This window comes from Streptomyces sp. NBC_01477 (assembly GCF_036227245.1).
GTDB lineage: Bacteria > Actinomycetota > Actinomycetes > Streptomycetales > Streptomycetaceae > Actinacidiphila.
Genome location: NZ_CP109445.1, coordinates 255,569 through 280,427, shown reverse-complemented (window position 1 = coordinate 280,427; position 24,859 = coordinate 255,569). Strand labels below are relative to the sequence as shown.

Here is a 24,859-nt window from a genome sequence, read left to right as displayed (position 1 = left end):
CCTCGGCCTTGCTGCGGCGCGTCGCACTTCCTTCCGCCAGCGGTGTTCGGTGCACGTCTCCCCTTCCGGGTGGATACGCCGTTCGGACGCGGTGAGCCGCCACTTCGTCGGCCACGGCACGCGGGACGGAAGGGGCTGGTGGTCCGAGAGGATCACGAGAACGGGCCGTCCGCGTGCTGGCGCGGCCCGTTTTCGCGACCCGCGCCCGCGCACTGACCCGTTCGGGCGCGTCCGGGCCGCTCCGGATGCCGTCGGCGGTCTTCGGGTGCGTTCGCGCGGAGAGCGGGTGCGGGCCACCCGATTGGAGCGGCCGGGGCGGTCGGCGGGGCGGCGTCGTGATCAGCTGGCCCGAGCGCGCGGCGCGAAGCCCCGCCCGCAGCGGGAAGAGGTGCACGATGCCAGCCGGATACCCAGAAGGCCGGGTCGCCGTCGTCACGGGAGCGGCGCGCGGGGTCGGGGCCGCGGTCGCGCGCGAGCTGTCCGCCCGCGGGCTGCGGGTGGTCCTGCTGGGCCGGGAGCTGGAGACGCTGCGGGAGACCGCGGCCGGCCTGCCGGGCAGCTCGTACTCCATCGAGGCGGACATCACCGACGAGGCGGCGATGCAGGGCGCCGCACAATGCGTCGCGGCACGCTTCGGGCCGGCCTCCGTCGTGGTTGCCAACGCCGGCATCTCCATCGCCGGCCCTTTCGCCGCCTGTGACGCCGCACTGTGGAACCGGGTCATCGAGGTGAACCTGATCGGCAGCGCGGTGACCGCCCGGGTCTTTCTCCCCCAGCTTCTGCGGACCCGCGGCTATCTGCTCCAGGTCGCCTCGACCGCCGCCTTCGGGTCCGCGCCGATGATGAGCGCCTACTGCGCCTCCAAGGCGGGTGTCGAATCATTCGCCCTGGCCCTGCGCAACGAGATGGCACCCGAAGGCGTCGGCGTCGGAATCGCCTATCTGCACTGGACGGGCACCGACATGATCAGCGAGCTGGACGACCACCTCGTGCTGCGTGAGCTGCGCCGACACCAGCCCGCCCCCGCCCGCCGGGTGCACGGGCCCGCCGAGGTCGCCACATGGCTGGCGCGCGGCATCGAACGTCGCGCGCCGGCCGTTTACGCGCCCCCCTGGCTGCGCCTCGCCCAGCCCCTGCGCCCGCTCTTCCCCTACCTCGTCGCCCGTGTCGCGCGCCGCTCCCTGGCCGGATTGTCCGCGGACGAGCTGCACCGGGGGGTCGGCGTCCTGGGCAACGGCGGACGCGCCGACTGGGAGGCCTACCGGTCGGCCCGCCCCACCACCCCGCCACAGGCCTGAGGCCGGCAGCTCCGCGGGCTGTGAACGGCAGGCGCGATTGCGCGTGCGACCGGGTCCTGGACGGTCGACACCGAAGCGGTCGCCGCGCCGGGAGCCGGGACGGGACGGTTGACCGGCCCGGTAATGGTCAGTAACTTACCGGTGCTGATCGGCACTTGGTGAACGTACTTCGGAATCCACCCGCCGCCGGCCTCATGGCGACGGCTCAACGGACGAGGTTCCCATGCGGATTCCCGCACTGACGGCAGCCGTCGCGCTCCTCACCGCCCTGACCCTCTCGCCGGCCGGCAGCGCCGCCGCGACCCCGGCGGCGCACCACGGGGACAGCGGCCGGTTCGACCGTCCGTACACCGGCTTCGCACCGGCCGGCACCGTGCTCCGCCCGGGGACCCCGCGCGAGGCGGGGCTCGACGCGGCGCCCATCGACGCCTTCGAGCAGCGGATGGCCGGCTGGGAGGACCCGGCCGCCGGCGCCGGCTACCTCTTCCCGGGCGCCACCACACTGATGGCGCACGACGGCGTGGTGGTCGAACGCGGCGCGGGCGGCTACGCGGTGAAGTACGCCGACACCACCGCCGAGCTGCCCAGGAGCCAGTGGGTGCCGGCCCGTACCGACACCATCTACGACCTCGCCTCGCTGTCGAAGCTGTTCACCTCGATCGTGGCCATGCAGCAGCTCGAAGCCGGCCGGATCGACCTCGGCACGCCCGTGGCGCACTACATCCCGGAGTTCGCCGCCAACGGCAAGGGCGGCATCACCGTCGAAGAACTCCTCACCCACACCTCGGGGTTCGACGCCGACCCGGTCCCCTCGCTGTGGCAGGGCTACTCCGACATCCCCTCGCGTGAGAAGGCCGTCCTCGACGCCAGGCCGATCAACCCGCCGGGCACCGCGTACCTGTACTCCGACCTCAACATGCTCAGCATGCAGCTGGTCCTGGAGAAGGTGACCGGCAAGCCGCTGGACACCCTGGTGCGCGACGGCATCACCGCGCCGCTCCACCTGACGGACACCGGCTACAACCCGCCAGCGGCAAAGCTGCCCAGGATCGCGGCCACCGAGTACGAGACCAGCCCCGCGCGCGGCATGGTGCGCGGCCAGGTGCACGACGAGAACGCCTGGTCGCTGGACGGCGTGGCCGGCCACGCGGGCGTCTTCTCCACCGTCGACGACCTCGCGGTGCTGGCCCAGACGGTCCTCAACGGCGGTACGTACCAGGGCCACCGCATCCTCGGCGCGAACAGCGTCCGGCTGATGGAGCAGAACTTCAACCAGGCGTTCCCCGGCGACTCGCACGGCCTGGGCTTCGAGCTCGACCAGATCTGGTACATGGGCGGACTGTCCGGCCCGCGGAGCCTCGGGCACACCGGCTTCACCGGCACCTCGCTGGTCATCGACCCGCAGTCGCGGTCCTTCGTCATCCTGCTGAGCAACCGGGTGCACCCGACCCGCGACACCCCCTCGACCAATCCGCCGCGCCGGGCCATCGGCGAGGCGATGTCGCAGGCGATACGGGTGGCGGCGCCCGGCGGCGGCCCGCTCTGGTACTCCGGCCAGGTCGGCGGCGTCACCAGCACCCTGACCACGGGCCCGCTCACCGCGACCGCCCCGGTGGACGTCGACTTCTCCGCCTTCGTCAACACCGAGTCCACCGACCCCCTCTCCTTGGAGGACTCCACGGACGGCGGGGCCACCTGGCACGCGCTGCCGCTGACCGCCACCGGCCCGGGAGCGCCGTCCGGCACGCCGGCCTCGCTGTCCGGGCAGGCCGTACGCGCCTGGTGGCACGTGCACACGCGGATACCGCAGCCGGCCGGAGCGCTCGCGATCCGCTGGCGCTACACCACCGACCCGGTGTACGAGGGCCGCGGGGTCGACCTCGCCCACCTGTCGGTGACCTCCGGCCGCCACCGCGTACCCGGCTCCGCCGCGCTGACGCCGACCGGCGCCTGGCAGCTCCGCCCCGGACATGCCGCCTAGCCACTGCCGCAGCGGCGGGATGCGCAACCGGTCACGTCCGCACCAGCCATGCATGTGCCGGACAGGTTCCCATCGGTCGGATCCACACCGCGCGGGCGGCGGACGCCCGGCACATCCGCGGGTGATCCACGACCGATGACGTAGCCGGGCCTTGTCCCTTCCACCGGATACCGCTCCGCCGACTCCGCGACCGCGCGGCCGACCGGGACGACGAGCGCCGCGCGAAAACGTGCTCCCCTTCTCCCGGGGTGACCCCGCGAGCGGTCCGCTGCCGGCACCCGTGCCACGGGAGCGGGCAGCGGACCGGGGGATCACGACGTCGCGGGCAGGATGTTGTGATTGCGGCGGAAGACGTTGGCCGGGTCGTACTTCGCCTTGATCTGGGCGAGCCGCTCCCCTGTGGCCCCCGGGTAGAGCGCCGCCCTGACCTCGTCCGGTCCCAGGTCCATGCTGAGGTTGGCGTAGGCGCCGGGGCCGGACTGCCGGATGGCGGCCGTGAACTCCTCGACCCAGACCGTGTGCAGGTCGGCCTCGGCCTGGTCGGCGTAGATGGCGGACACGTTGGCTATGATCCTGCGCTGCCGGTGGGCGAAGGCCGTGGCGTCCGACGGGACCCGCGCCATGGCCCCGCCCACGACCCGCAGCTGCACCCCGGCGACCAACGCGCTGGAGGCGGCGGTGTGTTCGAGGACGGTCCCGGCGGTCGTGCGGTCGACCCGGTCGAGGAACAGGGTGCGCGACACGGTCAGCGGGTGCACCGAGGGGTCGCCCGGGCGGAACATCCCCGCATAAGTTCCGGCCTGCACCATGTCGGCCAGCGGCGGGGCGATCGCCCGGAATCGGCCGACGACCTCCTCGCCCGCCTCGGGCGGCCCCGCGTAGCACATCATCGCGAGGATGATCGGCTTGCCGTGGTGTTCCTCGGGCACGAACGGGACCGGGGGCGCCGTCCACACGTTCACGATGGTGGAGAGTTCCTCGGGGGCGGCCTCGGCCTCGGCGATGAAGGCCTCAAGGATCCCGGGGTCCACCGGAAGCACCAGCATTCCGCCGTACACGGCGTCGAGCTCGTGCAGCCGGAACTTGAAGCGGGTCGCCACCCCGAAGTTTCCGCCGCCGCCCCGGACGGCCCAGAACAGGTCGGGGTGCTGGTGCTCGTCCACCCGCAGTAATTCGCCGTCGGCCGTGACGATCTCCACGGCCAGCAGGTCGTCGACGGTCATTCCGTACTTGCGGGTCAGGAAACCGACACCGCCGCCCAGGGTGATGCCGCCGACCCCGACCGCGGCGTCGTCGCCGAACCCGGTCGCGAGCCCGTGCTCCCCGGCCGCCGCGGTGTACTCGCCCGCGGTGATGCCGGCCTCCGCCCAGGCGGTACGGGCCTCGACGTCGATCTCCAGCGCCCGCATGCGGGCCAGGTCCAGGACGATGCCGCCCTCGCAGACACCGTGCCCCGCCCAACTGTGCCCACCGGAGCGGATGGCCAACTCGAGCCCCGTCTCCCGCGCCAGCGCCACGACGCGCGCCACCTGTGCGGCGTCCCCGGGGCGCAGGACGACGGCGGGCCTGAGGTCGGCGTTGCCCACGAACACGGTGCGCGCTGCGTCGTACTCGGCGTCACCAGGCCTGATGACCTGCCCGTACTGCTCGTCGGTGAGCTCCCCGACCGAAAGGGGAGCATTGCCGAGAGGTGCTGTCACAGAGCGACTCCTTAAGTCGTTGCCCGTACGTCATGTGCGTCGCCGGTCCGCCCGGCCCTCCGGACCGGTCTCCGGGCGGAGTCGGGCCGATCGTGCGGACGTGCGGACCGTGCCATCCCCGCCTTTTCCCTGTCAAACCCTTCGACGCAATCGGTGATCACCTGTGGCCAAGGCATTGAATTTCGCTGATGACGCGTGGATGCCCGCCGTTTCCGTGCGGTTCGACCCGCTTGCGGAAGTTCTGGCGCCTTCCGTGCGGCGGCCGTTCCCGCGGGGAATTTCCCCGCGTCAACGCCCGGCCGGAAAATCACGCCGGAATATGCGGACCGGTCGGCACGCGCAGGACGCGGGCGTATCCGCGGGGCCGTTGTCCGGGCACGAAAGGGCGAAAGCCCGTCGGCGCGCGGATCGGCCGCCGCCCCAACCGGTGCGTCCGGCGGCCGGCCCGGTCCGGCCGGTACCGCCTCGGCGCCGAGCGGCAGGCCCGCACGATCTAGGCTGCCCTCAGCGGCCGCCGGGCCGCTGGAAGGGTGACCGCGGTGATAGCTGCGCTGACGGGGTTCGCCCTGTTCGCCATGGTGGTGACGGTGGTGCCCGGCCCGGACACGCTGCTCGTGCTGCGCAACGCGGTACGGGGCGGCCTGCGGGCCGGAAGCGCGTCGGCCGTGGGCGCCGGGCTGGGCTCGATGGTGTGGGCGTCGGCCGCGGCCGTCGGGCTCGACGCGGCTCTGCGGCGGTGGGACACCGCCTTCACCGCGGTCCGGGTGGCCGGCGGCCTCTACCTGCTGGTCCTCGGCATCCAGGCCCTGTGGTCGGTGCGCCCCGGACGCAAGGACCCGGTGCGCGCGGGGCAGGACGGTCCGGTACGTGCGGGGGAGGAGGACGCCGCCGAGCCGGGACCTGCCCTCGCCGAGGGTCAGGTGACCGGCCGTCAGGCCTTCAGGCAGGGCCTGCTCAGCTGCGTGCTGAACCCCAAGGTGGGCACCTTCTTCATCGCCGTCGCGCCCCAGTTCCTGCCCTCGGGGCGGTCGGTGCTGACCGCCACCCTGCTTTTCGGCGTGGTGGACGCGAGCATCGCCATCGTGTGGCTGCTCGTCGTGGCGGCCGGCGCCGCCAGACTGATGGACCGGCTCCGGCGTCCGGCGGTGAATCTGGCCCTGGAGGGGACCGCGGGCGGCGCGCTGGTCGTGCTCGGCGCGGTCGCGGCGATGGAGGCCGCCCGCACCTGACGCGACCCGCCGGCCCGGCTGCCCGGTACCGCCGCCCGGACCGTACTCATCGTCATGTCCGCGCCGCCCGCGCCCCCGTCGCCGTACCGAGGGGGCCCGGGACGCCGGTCCCGGGCCCCCTCGGGGTTCAGCCGGCACGCCCGGCCCCCGCGGCCCGCAGACGCCGCTCGGCGCGCGACCGGCCGCGGCTGCCGGCCGCCGGGGCCGGGGCGCCGGCGGGTTCGAGCGATTCCGCCAGCGAGCGGACCGTCGGGCGGCGGAAGAGCTCCGCCATCGGCAGCTCCCTTCCCAGCCGTTCCTGGAGCAGCCCGTGCACCCGGGTCGCCTGCAAGGAGTCGCCGCCCAGGCCGAAGAAGCTGGAGTCGCGGGTGATAGCCCGCACGCCGAGCACCTCCGCCCAGGTGGCGGCGATGACGGCTTCAAGCCCGTCCCGCGGCTCCCCGTCCGCCGACGCGCCGATCCCCGCCAGCCGGTCGCGGTCGACGCCGCCGGTGGCCGGGTCCACCGGCAGGGCGCCGACGACCGGCGAGCGCGGGGGCAGCGGGGTGCCGAACCTGTCCCTGGCGGCCTCCCCGGCCGCCGGCTCCGACTCGGCGTAGACCGTCAGCTCCGCCAGCGCCTCGGCCGGTCCCGCCAGGTGCGCGGCGATCCAGGGGCGGGCCGGGTCGAGGCCGACCAGCTGGTGCGGGGCCTCCCGCCCCAGGGCGACGGCCAGCGACGCCAGCGCCTCGCCCGGGGGCAGCACACGATAGCCGCGGGCCGCCGTCGCCTCCTTCAGCGCGTAGCCGGTGCTCATACCCGTCTCGTCCCACATGCTCCACGCCAGGCTGTACGCGTCCAGTCCGTGCGTGCGCCGCTGACGGACCGCCAGCGCGTCGAGATACGCGGACGCCGCCGCGTACCCGCCCACCGACGCGCCGCCGAACAGGCCGTTGACCGACGAGAACGACACGAAGAGCAGCCCCGGCCGGTCCCGCAGCAGCCGGTCCAGGACCCGTGCGCCGCCTGCCTTGGCGCCGAGCGCCTCGTCCAGGTCCGCGGGCGCGCAGGAGTCGAGCGGGGCCTCCCGGAAGGAGCCCGCCAGGTGCAGCACACCGTCCAGCGGCGCCCCCCACCGCTTCTCGGCCTCCCGCAGCACCCGGTTGACGGCGTCGGGGTCGCGGACGTCGGCGGCGGCGTACCCGATCCGCGGATCGTCCGCGCCCGGCCGCGGGCTGCGGCCCAGGCACAGCACCCGGGCCCCGTAGCCGTCGGCCAGCATCCGGGCGAGCAGCTGTCCTATGCCGCCGGAGCCGCCGGTCACCAGGTAGCGCCCGCCGTGCCGGAAGGGCGGGCGGCGCGAGCCGGACGCGGGCGCCCCGGCGGGCACCAGCCGCCGTGCCAGCCGCCGGCCGGCGCGGTGGGCGACGACGCGTTCGCGGGGGAGCCGGGCCACTTCGGCGCCGAGCAGCCGCGCCGTGCGGTCCGGGTCGTCCGGGAGGATGTCCAGGTGCACGACCCGGGTGCCGGACCGCTCGTGTCCGAGGGTGGCCACCAGCCCGGCCAGCGGAGCCCGTTCGAGGGCGGGCGGGTCGTCGGGCAGGACGGTCAGCGCGTGGCTGGTGACGACGTACACCGCCTCCGCGTGCGCGGTCCGCCGGGAAAGCCGCAGCAGCCCGTGCATGTCCGACCGTGCCGTGTCCGGATCGACCGGTGCGGGCCCGCCGTACGCGCGCAGGTCGACCACCGTGCCCGGCCGGTCCGCCGCCGGGCCTCCGACGCCGTCCGGCACCGACCCGGCCGGGGAGTGCGCGCCGCCGATCAGCACGCACCGCCGCCCGGCCGCCTCCAGCAGGCGGGCCAGCCGCTCGCCGACCCCCTGGGTGTCGGACAGCACCAGGACGGCGCCGTCCCGCGCGCCCGGTTCCCCGGACAGCGCCCGGGGAATCCACTCGGCCCGGTGGAAGTGGTCCGGGACGGTGCCGTCGTCCGCGCGGCCGCCGTCCGGCCGGGAGGACGCGAAGCCGCCGGCCTCGAACCGGGTGCGCAGCGCCGTGCGCTGGATCTTGCCGATCTCCGTCTTGGGGATCTCCGCCCGCTCCACCGCGAGGAGGTGCCGGGGGTTGACCCCGACCCGGTCGAGCACCGCCTGACGGACCCGGCGGGCCGCCTCCTGGTGGCCGGCCGTCCCGCGCGGGCAGAAGAAGACGGCCAGCTCGTCGGTGGCGGCCGAAGCGGTCCGCACCGCCACGGCGGCGGTGAAGGACGGCTCCACGCAGTCCAGTTCGTCGACCACCGACTCGATCTCGTGGCTGTGGTAGTTGACGCCGTTGAGGATGACGACGTCCTTGGCGCGGCCGGTCAGGGTCAGCCGGCCGTCCCTGATCCGCCCGAGGTCGCCGGTGTCGAACCAGCCGTCAGGGGTGAAGGCGGCGGCGTTCTGCTCCGGCGCCGCGAAGTAGCCGGTGGTCACCGTCGCCCCGCGTACCTGGAGCCGGCCGATCTCGCCCTCGGACAGCACCCGCGGTTCGTCGCCGGTGCCGCCCGCGATCCGCACCGCGGTCCCCGGCAGCGGCGACCCGACTTCCACGAACGCGTCGTCGTCCGAGGCCGTGTCCAGCCCGAAGCGGTCGGAGTAGACCATAGCGGAGGAGGTCTCCGACATGCCCCAGGCCGGCCGCATCGCCGTCCCGGGCAGGCCGAAGGGGGCCAGCAGCCGCAGCCAGCGGCGGGCCACCCGGCTGACGATCGCCTCGCCCGCGTTCATCACGAACCGCAGTGCCGACAGGTCCCACCCGGCGCCGCGCCGCTCCAGCTCGGCGGCGCGGTCGTTGACCAGGCCGAAGGCGAAGTTGGGCGCCCACGTGCTGGTGGCGCGGAAGCGGTGGGCCAGGTCCAGCCAGCGCAGCGGGTCCTGGAGGACCCAGCGGGTGGGCGCGTGCACCTGGTGGCAGCCGAGGAAGACGTCCCGCAGATGGAACATCACCACGCCGCCCACGTGGTCGAGCGGCAGCCAGTTGACCGACACGTCGTCGTGCCGGAGCCCGTTGGCCGCGCAGGTGGCGGCGCAGCGGGCCAGGATGTTGCGGTGCCTGAGCACCACGGCCTTCGGCCGTCCCGTGCTGCCCGAGGTGAGCATGAACAGGGCTGGGTCGTCCGGCGCCGCCGGGTGCGGCTGCGCCGGGTGCGCCGCCGCCGCGACCGCGTCGGCTCCCGCCGCGCGCAGCCCCGGCCAGCCGTCCGCGGCGGCCTCGCGCAGTTCGGCGAGCCGTCCCCCCGCGGTGAGCACCAGCGGCTGCCCGAGCAGATCCCAGGCGCCGCGCAGCCGTTCGGTGGCCGCGTCGCGGACGCGGTAGTCGGCGGGCACGGCGAGCGGCACGGCGATCTGCCCGCCGAGCAGGCACGCCCACAAGGCGGTGACGAAGTCGGTGTGGTCGTCGAGCTGCAGGATCACCCGGTCCCCGGGGCCGAGCCCCAGCTCCCGCAGCCCGGACAGCGCGCGCAGCGCCCTGTCCCGCAGCTCGCGGTACGACAGCCGGGTCTGCCCGCCGTCCTCCCGCAGCAGTACCAGGTCGCCGGTCGCCGACCCGGCGGCCCGCAGCAGGGTGTCCACGAGCGTGCGGTCGGCGATCACCGGGGCGGGCCCGCCGTCGGCCAACGCGGCGGGGGCATCGGCCGCGGGTCCGCCCGCGCCGCCCTGGCCGGGCGGCCCGTCGTGGGCACCGGGCGCCGCGGAATCGGGGTGTCCGGGCGCCGGGCCGCTGTCCGCGGCCCCGGCGCCGTGCGGGCCGGGGACCGGGACGCGGGCGAGCGGCGCCGGCACGGCGGCGGTGGACAGCACCGCGATCCGCGCACCCGGGTGGGCGTCGAGGAGCCGGGCCTCCTGCCGGGCGGCCTCCGCCGGGTCCGCGACCGACAGCCGCAGCAGCTCGGAGACGTCGACGTGCCCGTCGGGGGTCAGCGGCAGGCGGGAGACGGGGACGACGGACCCAGGCGCGGGCAGCCGGGCGGCGAGCCCGGCGAGGTCGACGGGACCGGCCGGGACGACGTAGGCGAGCAGCTCCGGTTCGCCGTCCGGCCGGTCCGCGCGCCTTCGCGGCACCACCGCCGCGTCCGCCAGGGCGGGTGCCGCCCGCAGCAGCTCCTCCTCGATGTCGGCCGGGCGGACCGTGCGCCCGCCCAGGCGCACCGTGTCGGGCACGCGCTCGTCGGAGCCGACGGCGTTCAGCACCTCCACGGTGCCGTCCGGCCGCACCAGCCCGCGCTGCCCGGTGCGGTCGCCCTCCGGCGTCCACAGGTCGCCGGGGACACCCTCGGGCGGCACCAGGCCCGCGGGCCCGCGCACCAGCAGGGACCCGCCGCGCCGTATCCGCTCCAGCAGCGCCTGCTCCTCCCGCTCCGGGCGCAGGGGCAGCGCCTCCAGCGCGGTCGCCGGGGCGTCGACCGCGGCCGCCAGCAGGGAGCGGTAGTGGGCCACGATCCTTTCCGCGGTGGGGTGGTCGAACAGGTCGGTGTCGTAGACGAGCGAGCCCTTGAGGCGGTCGGGGTGCTCCCAGACGTGCAGTTCGAGGTCGAAGCGGGTGGACTCCTCCTCGTCGTCCACCCGTTCGACGTCGAGGCCGCCGAGTTCGAGCTGCTGGTCCGCGAAGTTCTGCAGCGCGAACAGCACCTGGAACAGCGGGTTGCCGCCGGCGTCGCCCCCCGCGCCGACCGCGCGCACGATGCCGTCGACCGGGGTGTCCTGATGGGCCAGGACGTCCAGCGACGCGGCGCGGACCCGGGCCAGCAGCGCGGTGAACGGCAGGTCGCCGGAGACGTCGACCCGCACCGGCAGGGTGTTGACGAACAGGCCCATGAGCGCGGTGAGCTGCTCGTTGTCCCGGTTGGCCAGCAGCGTCGCGACGATGATCCGCTCGCCGGCGCCGTAGCGGTGCAGCAGGGCGTTCCACACGGCCAGCAGCGTCATGTGCAGGGACGCGCCGTTGCGCCGGGCCAGCTCCCGCACCCCGCGGTACGTCCCGGGCGGCAGTTCGAAGTCGACCCTGGCCCCCTGGAAGGTGGGGCGCTCGGGCCGCGGCCGGTCGGCCGGCAGGGTGATCCGCCGCGGCCGGGCGCCCAGCGCCTCGCGCCAGTGCTCCAGCCGGGCGTCCAGCGTCCCGGCGGTCAGGGTGGCGCGCTGCCATTCGGCGTAGTCGGCGTACTGGATCGGCAGGTCGGGCAGCAGGTCGGGTGTCCCGTCGCGGTCCGCCCGGTAGAAGGCGTCGAGCTCGCGGACCAGCAGGCCGAGCGACCAGCCGTCGGTGGCGATGTGGTGCACGCAGAAGACCAGGAGGTGGTCGTCGGCGGCCAGGCGCAGCAGCCGGGCCCTGAGCGGCGGCGCGGAGGTGAGGTCGAACGGTTCGCGGACGACCTCGCGCACGCTCGCCCGTACCCGCGGATCGGCGGTGGCGGCCCGCGCGGGCGGCGGCCCGTCGAGCACGTGCACCTCCAGCGCCACCGGGAGCCTGTCGTGCACGAACTGGCTCAGCGAGCCGCCGGGACCTGCCGCGTACGTGGTGCGCAGGATCTCCTGCCGCGCCACGACCCGGTCCAGCGCGCGCGAGAGCCGCGCCGCGTCCAGTACGCCCCGCAGGCGCAGCACGAGCGGCACGTTGTAGGTGGGGTTGCCGGGGTAGAGCCGGTGGAAGAACCACATGCGTTCCTGGTCGTAGGAGGCCGGGAACTCCAGGGGAGCGGGCATGGGTCAGTCCTCCGCGACAGGCGTGGCGGCCCGGCGTGCGCTCCGGGTGATGACGGCGGTCGCGGGGCCGGAACCGCGGGACTGCTCGATCAGGCCCGCCAGCACCGCGACGGTGGGGGTGCCCGCGTCGAAGAAGGCGCGCACCGACAGCGGCACGCCCAGCTCCTCCCGGAGCCGGGTGATCAGCTGCATGGCCAGCAGCGACTCGCCGCCCAGGTCGAAGAAGTCGTCGTGCGCCCCGACCCGGTCGATGCCGAGGACGGTCGCCCAGGCGCGGGCCACCGTCCGCTCCAGGTCGCTGCGCGGCTCGGCGTACGGGGTGGCCAGGGCCGGCCGCACGTTGAAGGCCGAGCCGCCCCCGTACAGCCCGCCGCCGCCGCCGGTTTCCGGCTCCGCGGCCCGGTCGGCCCGCGGGCCGCGCGGCGGGGCGGGGGCGTCGACGACCTTGAGGACGAGCGGACCGTCGCCGCCGCCCAGCGCGCCCAGCGCGCCGGCCAGGGCGCCCGCGTTCTCCCGGGACAGGACCTCCACGCTCGCCCCGGCCGCCTCCAGCTGCCGGATGCGCGCGCTGTGTCCCGCCGTGCCCTCCGGGGCCGCCCGGCGGGCGGTCAGCAGGGCGTGGTCGGCCTCGCGCAGCCGCTCGCCGCCCTCGGGATACACCCGGACCTGGTCGTACCCCGAGGCGCCGAGCAGCGCGTGCCACTCCTGCGGCGGCAGCAGCGGGGAGTGCTTGCGCAGGTCGTCGGCGAAATACCACCAGCCGGCGTAGAGGCCGGCGGTCATCAGCGAGGGCCGCCGCTGCTTGGCGGCCTCCAGCAGGAACAGCTGTCCTCCGTCGCCGAGCAGCGAGCGGACATGGGCCACGGTGGCGCGCAGGTCGGGCGTGGCGTGCAGTACGTTGAAGGCGAGCACCACGTCGAAGCCGCCGGGCGGGAAGCCCTGCGGTCCGGGGTCCGCGGAGATGTCGAGCACGCCGAACCGCATGAAGTCGACGTCCTTGTCCGCCGCGGTCCGCTGGCCGGCCAGCACGAAGGACCTGCCGAGGTCGGTGAAGTGGTATTCGACGCCGGGGACGCCCTTGAGCGCGTCCACCACGTCCCAGGTCAGGTAGCCGCGTCCGGCGCCGATCTCCAGCACCCGCAGCCGCCCGCCCTCGGCCTGCCGGGCGAGCCGGGCGACGGCCTGTGCGACGAGCCGGGTGTGCACGGCCACGTCGCTGGTGCCCACCTGCTGGTCCACCACCTCCTGCATGATGTCGGCGGAGCCGTCGGGCAGCAGCACCTGGTGGCCCTCCACCGCGCCGCTGAAGACCTGCGGATAGCTGGCGGCGCAGTGCCGCAGCAGGTCCAGCTCGTCGGCGCGCTCGGGATGCCGTGCCAGTACGGCCGCCTCCAGCGCGTCGATCCCGGGTTCCGCGCCCAGGTCGCGGGGTTCGCCGGGCCGCGCGCGGAAGGTCGGCCCCGCGCCCGCGTCGCCGGCCACGTGGCCGTCCTCGGCGAGCACGTTCAGCATCGCGTCCAGGAACGGCCGGTAGCCGGGCACCACACCGAGGAAAGCGGCGATGGAGTCGGCGGTGGCGTCGCTGCCGTCCGCGGTGGGGACGCCCGCGTCGTGCAGGAACCGCAGGATGTGCCGCGCGCTGAGCGCGTCGAGGTCGCGCTGGAGGTCGGCGGGGGCGTGCCGCACCGGGATGCTGCCGCGCAGCAGCTCGTCGTCCTCGCGGAGCAGGGCCGCCTCGCGCACCGGGTCGACGTGCGAGGCGGCGGCGGGGCGGGCCGCCGACGGCTCGCCGCCGGGGTCGGTGACCAGCAGCCGGCTGCCGGCCGCGGCCAGTTCGAGGGCGCGGCCGAAGGCCGGGTCCCGCAGGCCGTCAGGGACCAGGTAGGTCCCCGGCCCGGCGGCGCGCCGGGGCGCGTTCACCCAGAAGCGGCGGCGCTGGAAGGCGTAGCCGGGCAGTGGCAGCCGGCGCCGCGGGCGCTCGTCGTAGGGCGCGTGGCGGCCGATCGTGCCGCCGGCCGTCCACACCGCGCCGAGCGCGGCCACCAGCGCCTCGGCATCGCCGTAACCGTCCCTCGGGTGCCGCGTCGCGGCGACGGCGGTGGCGTCCTGGCCGAGCTGGAAGCCGGCCAGCCGGGTCAGGCCGCGGCCGGGGCCGACCTCGACCAGGACCGGGCGGCGCGCGTCGTGCAGGGCGGTGAGGCCGTCGGCGAACCGGACCGTCTCCCGGGTGTGCCGGAGCCAGTACCCGGGGTCGGTGGCCTGCTCGGGGGTGAGCGGCGTGCCGGTGAGGTTGGAGATCAGCGGCGTCCGCGGCGCGTGCAGGGCCACCCGGCCCAGGGCACCGGCGTACTGCGGGAGCATCGTCTCCAGGACCGAGGAGTGGACGGCGGTGGCCAGTTGCAGGCGCGAGTGGTCCACGCCCTCGGCGGTCAGCCGGCGCTCCAGCTCCTCGATCTCGTCCACCGGGCCGGACACCGTGCAGTGCTGCGGGCCGTTGACCGCCGCGATCCCCAGCCCGCCGGTCAGCCGGCCGCGCGCCTGCTCCTCGCCGAGCGGCACGCCGACGCTCGCGCCGCCGGCCAGCAGCATCAGCCGTTCGCGCTCGGCGACCAGCGGCAGGACGTCGTCGAGCGAGATGACCCCGGCCAGGCAGGCCGCGGTGTATTCGCCGAGGCTGTGGCCGAGCAGCGCGGCCGGCCGTACGCCGTACGCCTCCAGTTGGCGGGCGACCGCGTAGCCGGTGGCGACGACGCCGGGGAAGCCGCCGCCGTCGCGGGCGATGTCGGCTCGCAGGTCCCGGCCGTGCCGTGCCATGACGGCGGCGCAGCGGTCCATCTCCGCGCGGAAGACCGGCTCCGAGCCGTACAGCCCGGTGCCCATGCCCGCGAACTGGGTGCCGCCGCCCGGGAACAGCAGGGCGACGGGCCGGGTGTCCTCGGCGTGCCCGGCGGTGCCCGCGCTGTCCCGCAGCGCGCGCACGGCCGAGCCGGTGTCGGCCGCGGCGACGGCGCGCCGGTACGCGAACTCCTCGCGTCCCGAGCGCAGGGTGTGGGCCACGTCCCGCAGGTCCAGCCAGGGCCGCTGCTCCAGGTGGTCGGCGAGCGCGGCAGCCGAGTCGGCCAGCGCCTGCGGCGACTTGGCGGACAGCGTCACCAGGTGGTGGCGCGGCTCGGCACCGGCGCTGGAGCCGGGGGAGCAGGGCGCCGCCCCGATCGCCGCCCGGGCCGGGGCCTCCTGGAGGACCGCGTGCGCGTTGGTGCCGCCGATGCCGAAGGAGCTGACCCCGGCGCGGCGCGGTTCGCCGGGGACGCGCGGCCACGGGGTGAGGCCGGCGGCGACGCGGAAGGGGCTGCCGTCGAGCGGGATCAGCGGGTTGGGGCGTTCGAAGTGCAGGCTGGGCGGTATGGCCTCGTGCTCCAGCGCGAGCACCGTCTTGATCACCCCGGCCACACCGGCGGCGGCGTCGAGGTGCCCGATGTTGGTCTTGACCGAGCCGATGGTGCACCGGCCCGGGCGGTCGGCGGTCCGCGGATCGGCGGCGAACGCGTCGAGCAGGGCCTGGAGTTCGATCGGATCGCCCACCGGGGTGCCCGTGCCGTGCGCCTCCACGTAGGAGATCGTGCTCGCCGCCACCCCGGCCGCGGCGTGCGCGGCGAGGATGACCTCGGTCTGGCCGGCCGCGCTGGGCGCGGTGTAGCCGGCCTTGCGGTCGCCGTCGTTGTTGATCGCGGACCCCTTGATCACGGCCCGGACCGTGTCGCCGTCGGCCAGCGCGTCCGCCAGCCGCTTCAGCACCAGGACGCCCACGCCGTCACCGGGGAACATCCCGTCGGCGGCGGCGTCGAAGGAGCGGCAGCGCCCGTCGGGGGAGAGCGGGCCGTCGGGCATGTGGTGGTAGCCCGTCCTGGGCGACGGGTTGAGCGAGGCGCCCCCGGTCAGCGCGACGTCGCAGCTGTGGTCCAGCAGGTCGCGGCACGCCAGGTGCAGGGCCACCAGCGAGGTGGAGCAGGCGGTGGCGACGCTGATGCCGGGGCCGGTCAGCCCCAGCGCGTAGCAGACCCGGGTGGCGAAGGAGCTGGGGGAGTTGGCCGAGAGGGCGGGCAGTTGCGCCATCGAGTGCGGGGCGTCGGCGATATGCGGATACACCTGCTCCAGGAAGTAGCGGCTCTGGCCGGCGCCCGCGTAGACCCCGACCAGGCCGGGGTAGTCGCGCGGGGCACAACCGGCCTGCTGGAGCGCGTGGTAGGCGCATTCGAGGAACAACCGCTGCTGCGGATCGAGCAGTTCGGCCTCGGTGGGCCGGAAGCCGAAGAAGTCCGCGTCGAACAGGTCGATGCCCTCCACCGCGGCCTCGACCTTCACCAGTCCGGGATCGGCCAGCTCGCGCGGGTCGTTGCCGGCCGCGACGAACTCCTCGTCGGTGAAGCGCGTGGTGCCCTCCCGGCCGGCCGCGAGGGCGGCCCAGAAGTCGTCGAGGGTGGACGACCCGGGGAAGCGCCCGGCCATGCCGACGATGGCGATGTCGAGTTCCGGGTCGTAGTCCGGTCCCGGATCGGGTACGGCGGCGGCGGGGGCGGTGGGCTCGGACATGGCGGGTGTCCCTTCCTGGCGCGGCCGCGGCGGGGGGCCGTCGCCGTTCGGTTGCGGGAGTCGTGCGGGGGCCACGGAGCCGGCCGCGGTTCCGGAGTCCGCGGGGGGCGCGGCGCCGGCCGCCAGCTCCTCGATCAGCGCGGCGAACCGGTCGGCCAGTCGCTGGGTGGTGGAGGCGGTGAACATGTCCGTCCTCGCGGTGACCGAGACGGTCATCGCGTCCGCGTCGTCGGCCACGTCGAGCACGAGGTCGAAGCGGGAGGTCCCGGGGTCCAGCGGGTGTTCGACGCAGTCGACCCCCGGCAGGTCCAGGCCGCCGAGCAGGCTGGAGCGGTGGGAGAACATCACGTCGAACAGCCGGGGACCGCCGCCGCCCCGGTCGGGCCGCGTGTCCTCCACGACGGTCTCGAACGGCACGTGCTGATGGGCGTACGCCTCGGCGCACAGATCACGGACCCGGGCCAGCAGCCCGGGGAAAGCGGGCTCGGCGCCGGCCGGACCCACGTCCACCGGAAGCACCATCACGTTGCCGAAGTTGCCGATCAGCGGCTCGAACTCGGGCCGGGGGCGCCGCACCACGGGAGTGCCGAAGGGTATCCGGCCGGTCGCACCGTGCCGGCGCAGCAGCAGGGCGGCAGCCGCCAGCAGCGCCATGTACGGCGAGGCGCGGCCGGCGCGCGCCAGCGCCCGTACGCCCTCGGCGGCCTCGCGGGACACCGCGGCCCGGCGCCTGACCCCGTGCCGGGGCGCCCGGGCGGGGCGCGGCTGGTCGGCGGGCAGGCGTACGGGTCCGCCGGGTCCGGCCAGCAGCCGCCGCCAGTGGGCGCGCGAGTCCTCGAAGCGGGGGCCGCGCAGCTCCTCGGCCTCCCACCGGGCGAAGTCCGCGTACTGCCGGGGCGCGGGACCGCCCCGCGGCGAACCGCGGTAGGCCGCGGACACCTCGCCCAGCAGGATCTCCCACGACAGGTCGTCGCAGGCGATGTGGTGGATCGTCAGGAACAGCAGGTGCTCCCGCGGCCCCGCGCGCAGCAGCAGCAGACGCAGCGGCAGGTCGCGGGCGAGGTCGAACGGCACGTCGGACCAGGCGCGCACCACCGCGTCCGGGCTCCCGTCACCGCCCCCGCCGGGCAGTTCGCGGATCTCGAACGGGACGGCGGCCCCGGCGGGGGCGGCGACCTGCACCGCCTCGTCCGGCGTGCTTCCCCGGTAAAGGGTCCGCAGCACCTCGTGGCGGCGGCTCACGCTCTCGAACGCCGCCCCCAGCCGCGGCCCGTCCAGTTCCCCGGCCAGCCGCACCCCGATGGTGAGGTGGTAGGCGGGATCGTCGGGCGCCAGCCGGTGCAGGAACCACATCCGGCGCTGCGCCGAGGACAGCGGCGCGGGCAGCCGGGGACCCCGTGCCGCCTCGGGCGCCGGCGCAGCGCCGGCCAGACCCTGGCCGGCCAGCGTACGCCGCAGCAGTTCCCGCCTGCGCTCCTCCAGCGTCGGCTCGCCGCTCATGACGCCACCCCCGGCGGGACCTGTCCGGCGGCCAGTTCGGCGTCGAGCTGCTCGGGGCTGAGGTCGGCCACGTACAGGTGCACCGCGGCGATCTGCGCCATCCGGCCCGGCTCCGACTCCTCCTCGGTCAGCGCCCGCGCCATCCCGACCACGTCGGAGGTGGCCATCAGGGCGCGCGGCGACAGCTCCTCGTCGGGGAAGGTCTCGCGCAGCCGGGCCAGCATGCGGGCACCGACCAGCGAGTCGCCGCCCAGGGAGAAGAAGTTGTCGCGCGGTCCCACCCGGGGCAGGCCGAGCGCGGAGGCCCAGGTCCTGGAGAGCAGTTCGACCAGCGGGTCGCCGGCCGCCCCCTCGTCCTCGGCGGGTCCGGCCGCCCGCGCGCTCGCCGCCGTACGCGCCAGGGACTCCCGGTCCACCTTCCCGTTGCGGGTCAGCGGCAGGTCCGCGCACAGCGTGATGCCGCCCGGCAGGAGGTGGGCGGGCAGCAGCGTGCCGAGGTGGGTGCGCAGCTCATCGGCCCCGGGCTCCGGCAGGCCGTGGACCGGCACGACGAACGCCGCCAGCCCCCGGTGCCCGGCCAGGCCGTCGCGCCGCACCGGCACCACGGCGGCACCGGCGACCGCGGGATGCGCGGCCAGCGCCGCCTCCACCTCCGCCGGCTCCACGCGGCGCCCGGCGATCTGCACCTGGCCGTCGCTGCGGCCCACGAACTCGATCACCCCGTCGGGGCGGTAGCGCCCGAGATCGCCGCTGCGGTAGAGCCGCTCCCCGGTCCGCGGGTGGGTGACGAAGGCGGCGGCGGTGGCCTGCGGGCTGCCGAGGTAGCCGCGGGCCACCCCCGGTCCCGAGCAGTACAGCTCCCCCGCGACACCCTCGGGCCGGTCGCGCAGCGCCCGGTCCAGCACGTGGTAGCGGGTGTTGGCGATCGGGGTGCCGTAGGGGACGGACGTCCAGCCCGGGTCGATGTCCTCGACGGGATACCAGATGTTCCACAGGGTGGTCTCGGTCGGGCCGCCGACCGAGACCAGCCGGGCCCCGGGGAAGCGCCGCGGCAGCTCCCGGGCGGTCGGCAGCGGGATCCAGTCGCCGCCGAGGAAGGCCAGCCGCAGATCGCCGGGGGCGCCGTCCAGCGGCGTCGCGGTGTCGGTGAGCCGGCCGAGCAGCATCTCCATCATGGCCGGCACCGAATTCCACACGGTCACCCGGTGGCGGGCCATCAGCTCCACCCAGTGCGCGGGGTCGGTCCTGCGGGCCGCGTCGGGAAGGACCAGCGTCCCTCCCGCGCCCAGCACCCCGAAGATGTCGAACAGCGACATGTCGTGGTGGAGCGCGGTCACCCCCAGGCACCGGTCGCCGGGGCCGATCCCGAAGTGCTCGACGGTCTCCCGCAGGCAGTTCACCACCCCCCGGTGCTCGATCATCACCCCTTTCGGGGTGCCGGTCGTCCCGGAGGTGAACAGGACGTAGGCCAGGTCGGAGGGGTCGCGCGGCGGCGGCAGGAGCCCGTCGCCGTCGGCGTCCAGGTCCGCGGGGCCGTCCGCGCGCAGCACCGGCCACGGGCCGGCCGGCACCGCGCCGGCCAGCGGGGCGTGGGTGAGCACGGCCGCCGGACCGGCGGCCGCCAGCAGCAGCCGGAGCCGGCCGGGCGGCGACTCGGGGTCCAGCGGCACATAGGCACAGCCCGCCAGGAGTGCCGCGAGCGCCGCGACCACCTGCTCCTCGCTCTTGTCGAACAGCAGGCCGACCAGCGCGCCCGGGGCCACCCCCGGCTCGCCGCCCAGCCGCCGGGCCAGCCCGGTGGCCCGCGCGAGCAGGCCGCCGTAGCTCAGCGTCCCGGACGCGCTCACCAGCGCGGGCGCCTGCGGCTGCCGCGCCGCCTGCCGCAGGAACGCGTCCTGCACCAGCTCGTGCGGCACCGGCCGCCGCGCGCCCTGCGCCCGCAGCCGGCGTGCCGCCTGCTCCGGCGGCAGCAGGCCGAGGTCGTCCAGCTCCCAGACCGCGGGATCGTCCGCGAGACGCGTCAGGAGCGCGGTCCACGCGCCGAACATCGCGTCCAGCACACCGGGCGGGAAGAGCTCCTCCACCGCGTCCCAGTTGCAGGCCAGGGTGCCGCGCCGCTCCTCCACCTGCGCGTCCAGGTGCACCTGGGGAGTCTGTGTGATGCCGTACACCTGGGTCAGGGCCCGCTCCAGCGCGTGCGGCCGGGCCTCGCTCAGGGCGAGGGTGCTGGTGAGCACGACCGGCATGCGGGCCTGCTCGCCGCCGCGGGCCCGGGTCAGCCGGCGCAGCAGCTGCACGCCGCCCAGCTCCCTGTGCTCCAGGCTCTCCAGCAGCCGGCGTTGCAGGCCCCTGGCGCGCTCGGTGAAGATGCCGCGCCCGCTGTGGTCGGCCTCGACCAGGGTGAAGGAGGCGAACTCGCCGACCAGGTCGGCCGCCCCCGGCACCCGGGACTCCCGGTTCATGCTGGGCACGTTCAGGGTGAAGCGGTCGGTGGCGCTCCAGCGGGCGACCACCTCCGCGTACGCCGCCAGCACGACACCGGTCGGCGTCAGGCCGGCCGCCGCCGCGCGCTGCCGCAGCCGGGACCACGTGTCGCGGTCGAGTACGGCCTCGCGGCGGACGAAGCGCGGGCGGAGCACGGTGGCGGGGTCGGTGCGCAGCGGCAGCGCCGGGGCGTCCGGCAGATCGCGCAGGCGCCCGTCCCAGAAGTCCTCCGCCTCGCGCAGCTCCGCCGGATCGGCCGCCGCGGCGGACTGCCGCAGGTACCCCTCGAATCCGCCGTGCAGCGCGGGCAGTTCGGCGTCCGGGTCCTCGTAGAGCGCGGACAGGTCGCGGTACATCACATGCCAGCTGGCCCAGTCGACGGTCAGTCCGTCGAAGCCGATGTGCACCCGGCACACCCCCTCGCCGAGCAGGCAGACCGCGACGGAGAAGAGCGGCCAGCGGTCGGCGGGGCGCACCTCGTGCGAGAGCCGCTCGCGCAGCGCGGCGAGCGCGGCGCGGACCTCCCCGGCGCCCCGGCCGCGCAGGTCGGCGACCTCGATCGGCGGGTCGGGGACCTCCGGCAGCTCCCGCTGCTCGTGCCGGTCCGGGTCGACGACCGTGCGCAGCATGCCGTGCCGGTCCACCAGCAGCCGCCAGGCGCGGACGAACCGGTCCACGTCCAGCGGTCCTTCGAGTTCGAGATAGGCGTGGGTGCTGACATTGCCCAGCGGATAGAGGTCACCGCGGCCGACCAGGTAGGCCTGCTGGGTGTCCGTCAGCGGGAAGCGCCGCTCGGCGGCGCCGGGTGCGGCGTTCATCGTGCGCTCTCCTCGTCCGACGCGTGCCGTGCGTCCGCTGTCCCCTGCGCGCCCGGCGGCCTGGCCGCGCCGCCCCGGCGCGACCTGCGCAGCGACAGGGCCTCCCGGCCGCGCAGCGCCCGCGCCCGGGCACGCGAGTCGGCCTCCTCCGGCGCGAGGTCCGCGCCGGACTCCGAGCCGTCGGCCGACTCCAGGTAGTCCGCGAGCCGGGCCACGGTCGTGTTGCCGAACAGCGCCAGCAGCGGCACCTTGCGGCCGAGCCGCTGCTCGATCAGCGTCTGCATCCGGATCACCAGCAGCGAATGGCCGCCGAGGTCGAAGAAGTTGTCGTGCGCCCCGACCTTGTCGGCCGCCAGGACCTCCGCCCAGATCCTGGCCACCTCGTCCTGGGTGCCGGAGGCGGGAGCGGTGTAGCCGCCCTCCGCGCCGGCCGGCGGCAGCGGCAGCGCGGCCAGCGCCTTGCGGTCGACCTTCCCCGCGGTCGTCAGCGGCAGGTCCGCCAGGACCACCACGGCCCGCGGCACCGCGTGCGCGGGCAGCCGCCCGCCCAGCCAGCCGCGCAGGGCGTCGCCGCCGGTCCGCGACGGGTCCGCGTCCTGCCCGTCGGCGACCGAGCAGAAGGCGATCAGCTCGTGGCCGCCGCCCGCCGCGGCCCTGGCCAGGACCGACGCCTGGCGCACCCGCGGGTGCCGGGCCAGCACCGCGGCGATCTCGCCCGGCTCGACCCGGAAGCCGCGGATCTTCACCTGGTCGTCGAGCCGTCCCAGGAACTCGATCTCCCCGTCGGCACGGAAGCGCGCCAGGTCGCCGGTCCTGTACATCCGCCCGTCCGGGTCGTCGGCGTACGGGTCGGCGATGAAGGACGCCGCTGTGCGCGCCGGGTCGTTGAGGTAGCCCTGCGCCAGCGGCAGCCCGCCGACGTGCAGTTCGCCGCACACCCCTACCGGCACCGGGCGCAGCGCCGGGTCGAGCACGTACAGCCGGGCGTTCGGGTTGGGCCGCCCGATCGAGATGCGCTCGGGGTGCTCGTCCGGCTCGAAGACCCGGCAGCTGACGCCGATGGTCGTCTCGGCGGGACCGTAGCCGTGGTACATCCGGGCGCCGGACGCCTGCCGGAAGCGGGCGTAGAGCTCCCCGGTCAGCGCCTCGCCGCCGCACCACACGTGCCGCAGCGACCGGATGCGGGCCGCCGCCTCCGGCCGTTCGAGCAGGACGTCCAGCATCGAGGCGACGATGTAGAGGAACGTGACGCGGTGCTGCTCGACGGTGGTCAGCAGCCGGGCGATGTCACCGTCGTCGCCGGGTTCGGCCACCACCAGCCGCGCGCCGGCCACCAGCGGCAGGAAGATCTCGTTGACCGATATGTCGAAGCCCAGCGGCGCCTTGTGCAGCACGGCGTCGTCGGCGGTCAGGCCCAGCTTGCGGATCTGCCAGAGCATCCGGTTACAGATGGCCTGCTGACGGATCATCACTCCCTTGGGCGTACCGGTCGATCCCGAGGTGTGGATGACGTACGCCAGGCGTTCCATGTCCGTGTCCGTGTCCGTGTCCGCGGCTTCGCCCGTGTCCGTGCGGTCCGCCGCGTCCCGCTCCGCGGCGCCCTCCGGCGCGCCGGGGTGCAGGACCTGCACGCCGCTGCCCGCCAGCAGCTGTTCGGCCTGCGGCCCGCCCAGCACGAGCCGCAGGCCGCAGCCCGCGGCGATGTCCTGCACCCGCGCGGCCGGCCACGAGACCTCCAGCGGGACGAAGGCGCCGCCCGCCTTGAGCACCGCGAGCAGCGCCACCACCAGGTCGACGGAACGCTCCAGCAGCACACCGACCAGCGTCCCAGGACCGACCCCCCGCTCCCGCAGGCGGCCGGCGAGCGCCTCGGCGCGCGCTTCGAGCCCGGCGTAGGTCACGGTGGCCGCTCCGCACTCGACGGCCACCGCGCCGGGGTCGCGCAGCCCGGCCGCACGCACCAGCGCCGCCAGGTCTTGCTCGACGAGCGGGTCGTCGCCCTCGGCCGGCCGGCCCCAGCGCAGCAGCAGCTCCCGCTCCTGAGCGGGCACGATCTCCAGGCCGGCCACGGAGGCCCCCTCGCCCGTCGCCGCCACCGACTCCAGCAGCCTGACCAGATGGCCCGCACAGCGGGCCACGGTGGACGCCTCGTAGAGGTCCGCGTTCCCGGTGACGGTGCCGTGCAGTGTGCCGCCGGACTCCCAGCAGCTGAGCACCAGGTCGAAGCGGGCCGGGTCCGCCGTCCGCTCGACCGGCTCCGCCCGCAGCCCGGCGAAGGCGGCCTCCCGCGGCGGGTCCTGCATCACCGCCAGTACCTGCGGCAGCGGGCCCGCGCTCGTCGAACGGTCCCAGCGCAGCTCGGAGGCGACGGCGTCCAGCGGCACCTCCTGGTGGGCGAACGCGTCGCGGCAGGTGTCGCGGACCCGGTCGAGCAGGCCGCCGAAGGACAGCGTCCCTTCCACGGCGGTGCGCAGCACCACGGTGTCGGCGAAGCAGCCCACGGCCTTCTCCAGCCCGGGGTGCGACCTGCCCTGCACGGGGGAGCCCACCGTGATGTCCCGCTGCCCGGTGTAGCGGTGCAGCAGGACCGTCAGCGCGGTCACCGCGGCCATGTACGTCGTCGCCCCGTGCTGCCGCGCCAGCGTGCGGAGCCCTTCCCAGGCGGCCGGGTCGAGGGTGAAGCGGTGGGAGACGGCGCCGGCCCCGGGGACGGCCGGCCGGGGCCGGTCGGTGGGCAGGTCCAGCCGCGGCGGCCCCTCACCCAGCGTGCGGCGCCAGAAGGCCAGGTGCTCGGCGTAGTGCGGCTCCGCCGCACGGGTCTCGCGCCGGCGCGCGAAGTCCTGGTAGGGCGCGGGCGGCTGCGGCAGCGTACTGGGCCGCCCGGTGCTGAACTCCTCGTACAGCGCGTAGACCTCGTCAAGGACGATGCCGAGCGAGGTCTCGTCCACCACCGCGTGGTGCGCGACGACCATCAGCAGGTGCTCGTCGTCGCTGTGGCGCAGCAGCCCGAAGCGGACCAGCGGGCCGGCTGCCAGATCGAAGGGCGCGCCGTCCAGGCCGGCCATCCACTCCGCCTCACCGGACCGGTCCCCGCGCGAGTCGGCCGGTAGCAGCGGCGGTTCGACGCGGTCGGCCACCACCTGGTGCAGGGAGCCGTCCACATCGAGGAACGTGGTGCGCAACGCGTCGTGCCTGCCGACGAGTGCGGCCAGGGCCGAGTCCAGGGCCGTCCGGTCCAGCCTGCCGGACAGCCGGACGGCCCGGCCGAGGTTGTAGGCGGCGGTGCCGGGGTGCAGCTGCGCGTGGATCCACATCCGGCGCTGCGCGCCACTGGCCTGTACGGGTCGTGCGTCCTCCGGACGGGCGGCGGCCTGCGGCCCGGGTGCGGCGGACGGCTGCTGTGCGGGTAACCGCCGCTCGGCGGCGGACAGGCCGTCCTCACCGGTCGCGGACCGCTCGGCGCCGTAGGACTGCGAAGGGGCGTCGGTCATGGGGATCTCCCGGTTTTCGTTCGAGAGCGGGATGGGGGTGCCGTGCGTG

The 24,859-nt window shown here is 75.6% G+C and carries 8 protein-coding genes; 3 read left to right on the top strand and 5 right to left on the bottom strand.

Annotation, left to right across the window (positions count from 1 at the left end; genetic code table 11):
* Positions 1-395 precede the first annotated feature (395 nt).
* On the top strand, positions 396-1,298 hold the full coding sequence (locus tag OHA86_RS01140) for an SDR family oxidoreductase (RefSeq protein ID WP_329171613.1): 903 nt from the start codon (positions 396-398) through the stop codon (positions 1,296-1,298).
* 223 nt (positions 1,299-1,521) lie between these two features.
* Entirely contained in the window at positions 1,522-3,279 is a 1,758-nt protein-coding gene (locus tag OHA86_RS01135) for a serine hydrolase (RefSeq protein ID WP_329171612.1), read from the top strand.
* Between the two features lie 311 nt (positions 3,280-3,590).
* Here the strand turns inward: OHA86_RS01135 and OHA86_RS01130 are convergent, their stop codons facing one another.
* Positions 3,591-4,979, bottom strand: a complete 1,389-nt coding sequence (locus OHA86_RS01130) for an FAD-binding oxidoreductase (RefSeq protein ID WP_329171610.1) — start codon at positions 4,977-4,979, stop codon at positions 3,591-3,593.
* 539 nt (positions 4,980-5,518) lie between these two features.
* Between OHA86_RS01130 and OHA86_RS01125 the strand changes: the two genes are divergently transcribed.
* Positions 5,519-6,208, top strand: a complete 690-nt coding sequence (locus tag OHA86_RS01125; RefSeq protein ID WP_329171608.1) for a LysE family translocator — start codon at positions 5,519-5,521, stop codon at positions 6,206-6,208.
* Positions 6,209-6,335: 127 nt separating this feature from the next.
* Here OHA86_RS01125 and OHA86_RS01120 read toward each other — a convergent pair whose 3' ends face one another.
* Genes OHA86_RS01120 through OHA86_RS01105 form a run of 4 tightly spaced genes read right to left on the bottom strand, consistent with a single transcriptional unit; the run spans position 6,336 to position 24,810 of the window.
* Positions 6,336-11,927: an SDR family NAD(P)-dependent oxidoreductase gene (locus OHA86_RS01120; RefSeq protein ID WP_329171607.1), complete on the bottom strand. Its 5,592-nt coding sequence runs from the start codon at positions 11,925-11,927 to the stop codon at positions 6,336-6,338.
* A 3-nt stretch (positions 11,928-11,930) separates the two neighbouring features.
* Entirely contained in the window at positions 11,931-18,017 is a 6,087-nt protein-coding gene (locus OHA86_RS01115) for a polyketide synthase (RefSeq protein WP_329171606.1), read from the bottom strand.
* Positions 18,014-21,319: a non-ribosomal peptide synthetase gene (locus tag OHA86_RS01110; RefSeq protein ID WP_329171604.1), complete on the bottom strand. Its 3,306-nt coding sequence runs from the start codon at positions 21,317-21,319 to the stop codon at positions 18,014-18,016. The genes OHA86_RS01115 and OHA86_RS01110 overlap by 4 nt, the downstream gene beginning before the upstream one ends.
* Positions 21,316-24,810 (bottom strand): non-ribosomal peptide synthetase, encoded by a 3,495-nt coding sequence (locus OHA86_RS01105; protein WP_329171602.1) that lies wholly within the window; start codon positions 24,808-24,810, stop codon positions 21,316-21,318. The genes OHA86_RS01110 and OHA86_RS01105 overlap by 4 nt, the downstream gene beginning before the upstream one ends.
* Positions 24,811-24,859 lie beyond the last annotated feature (49 nt).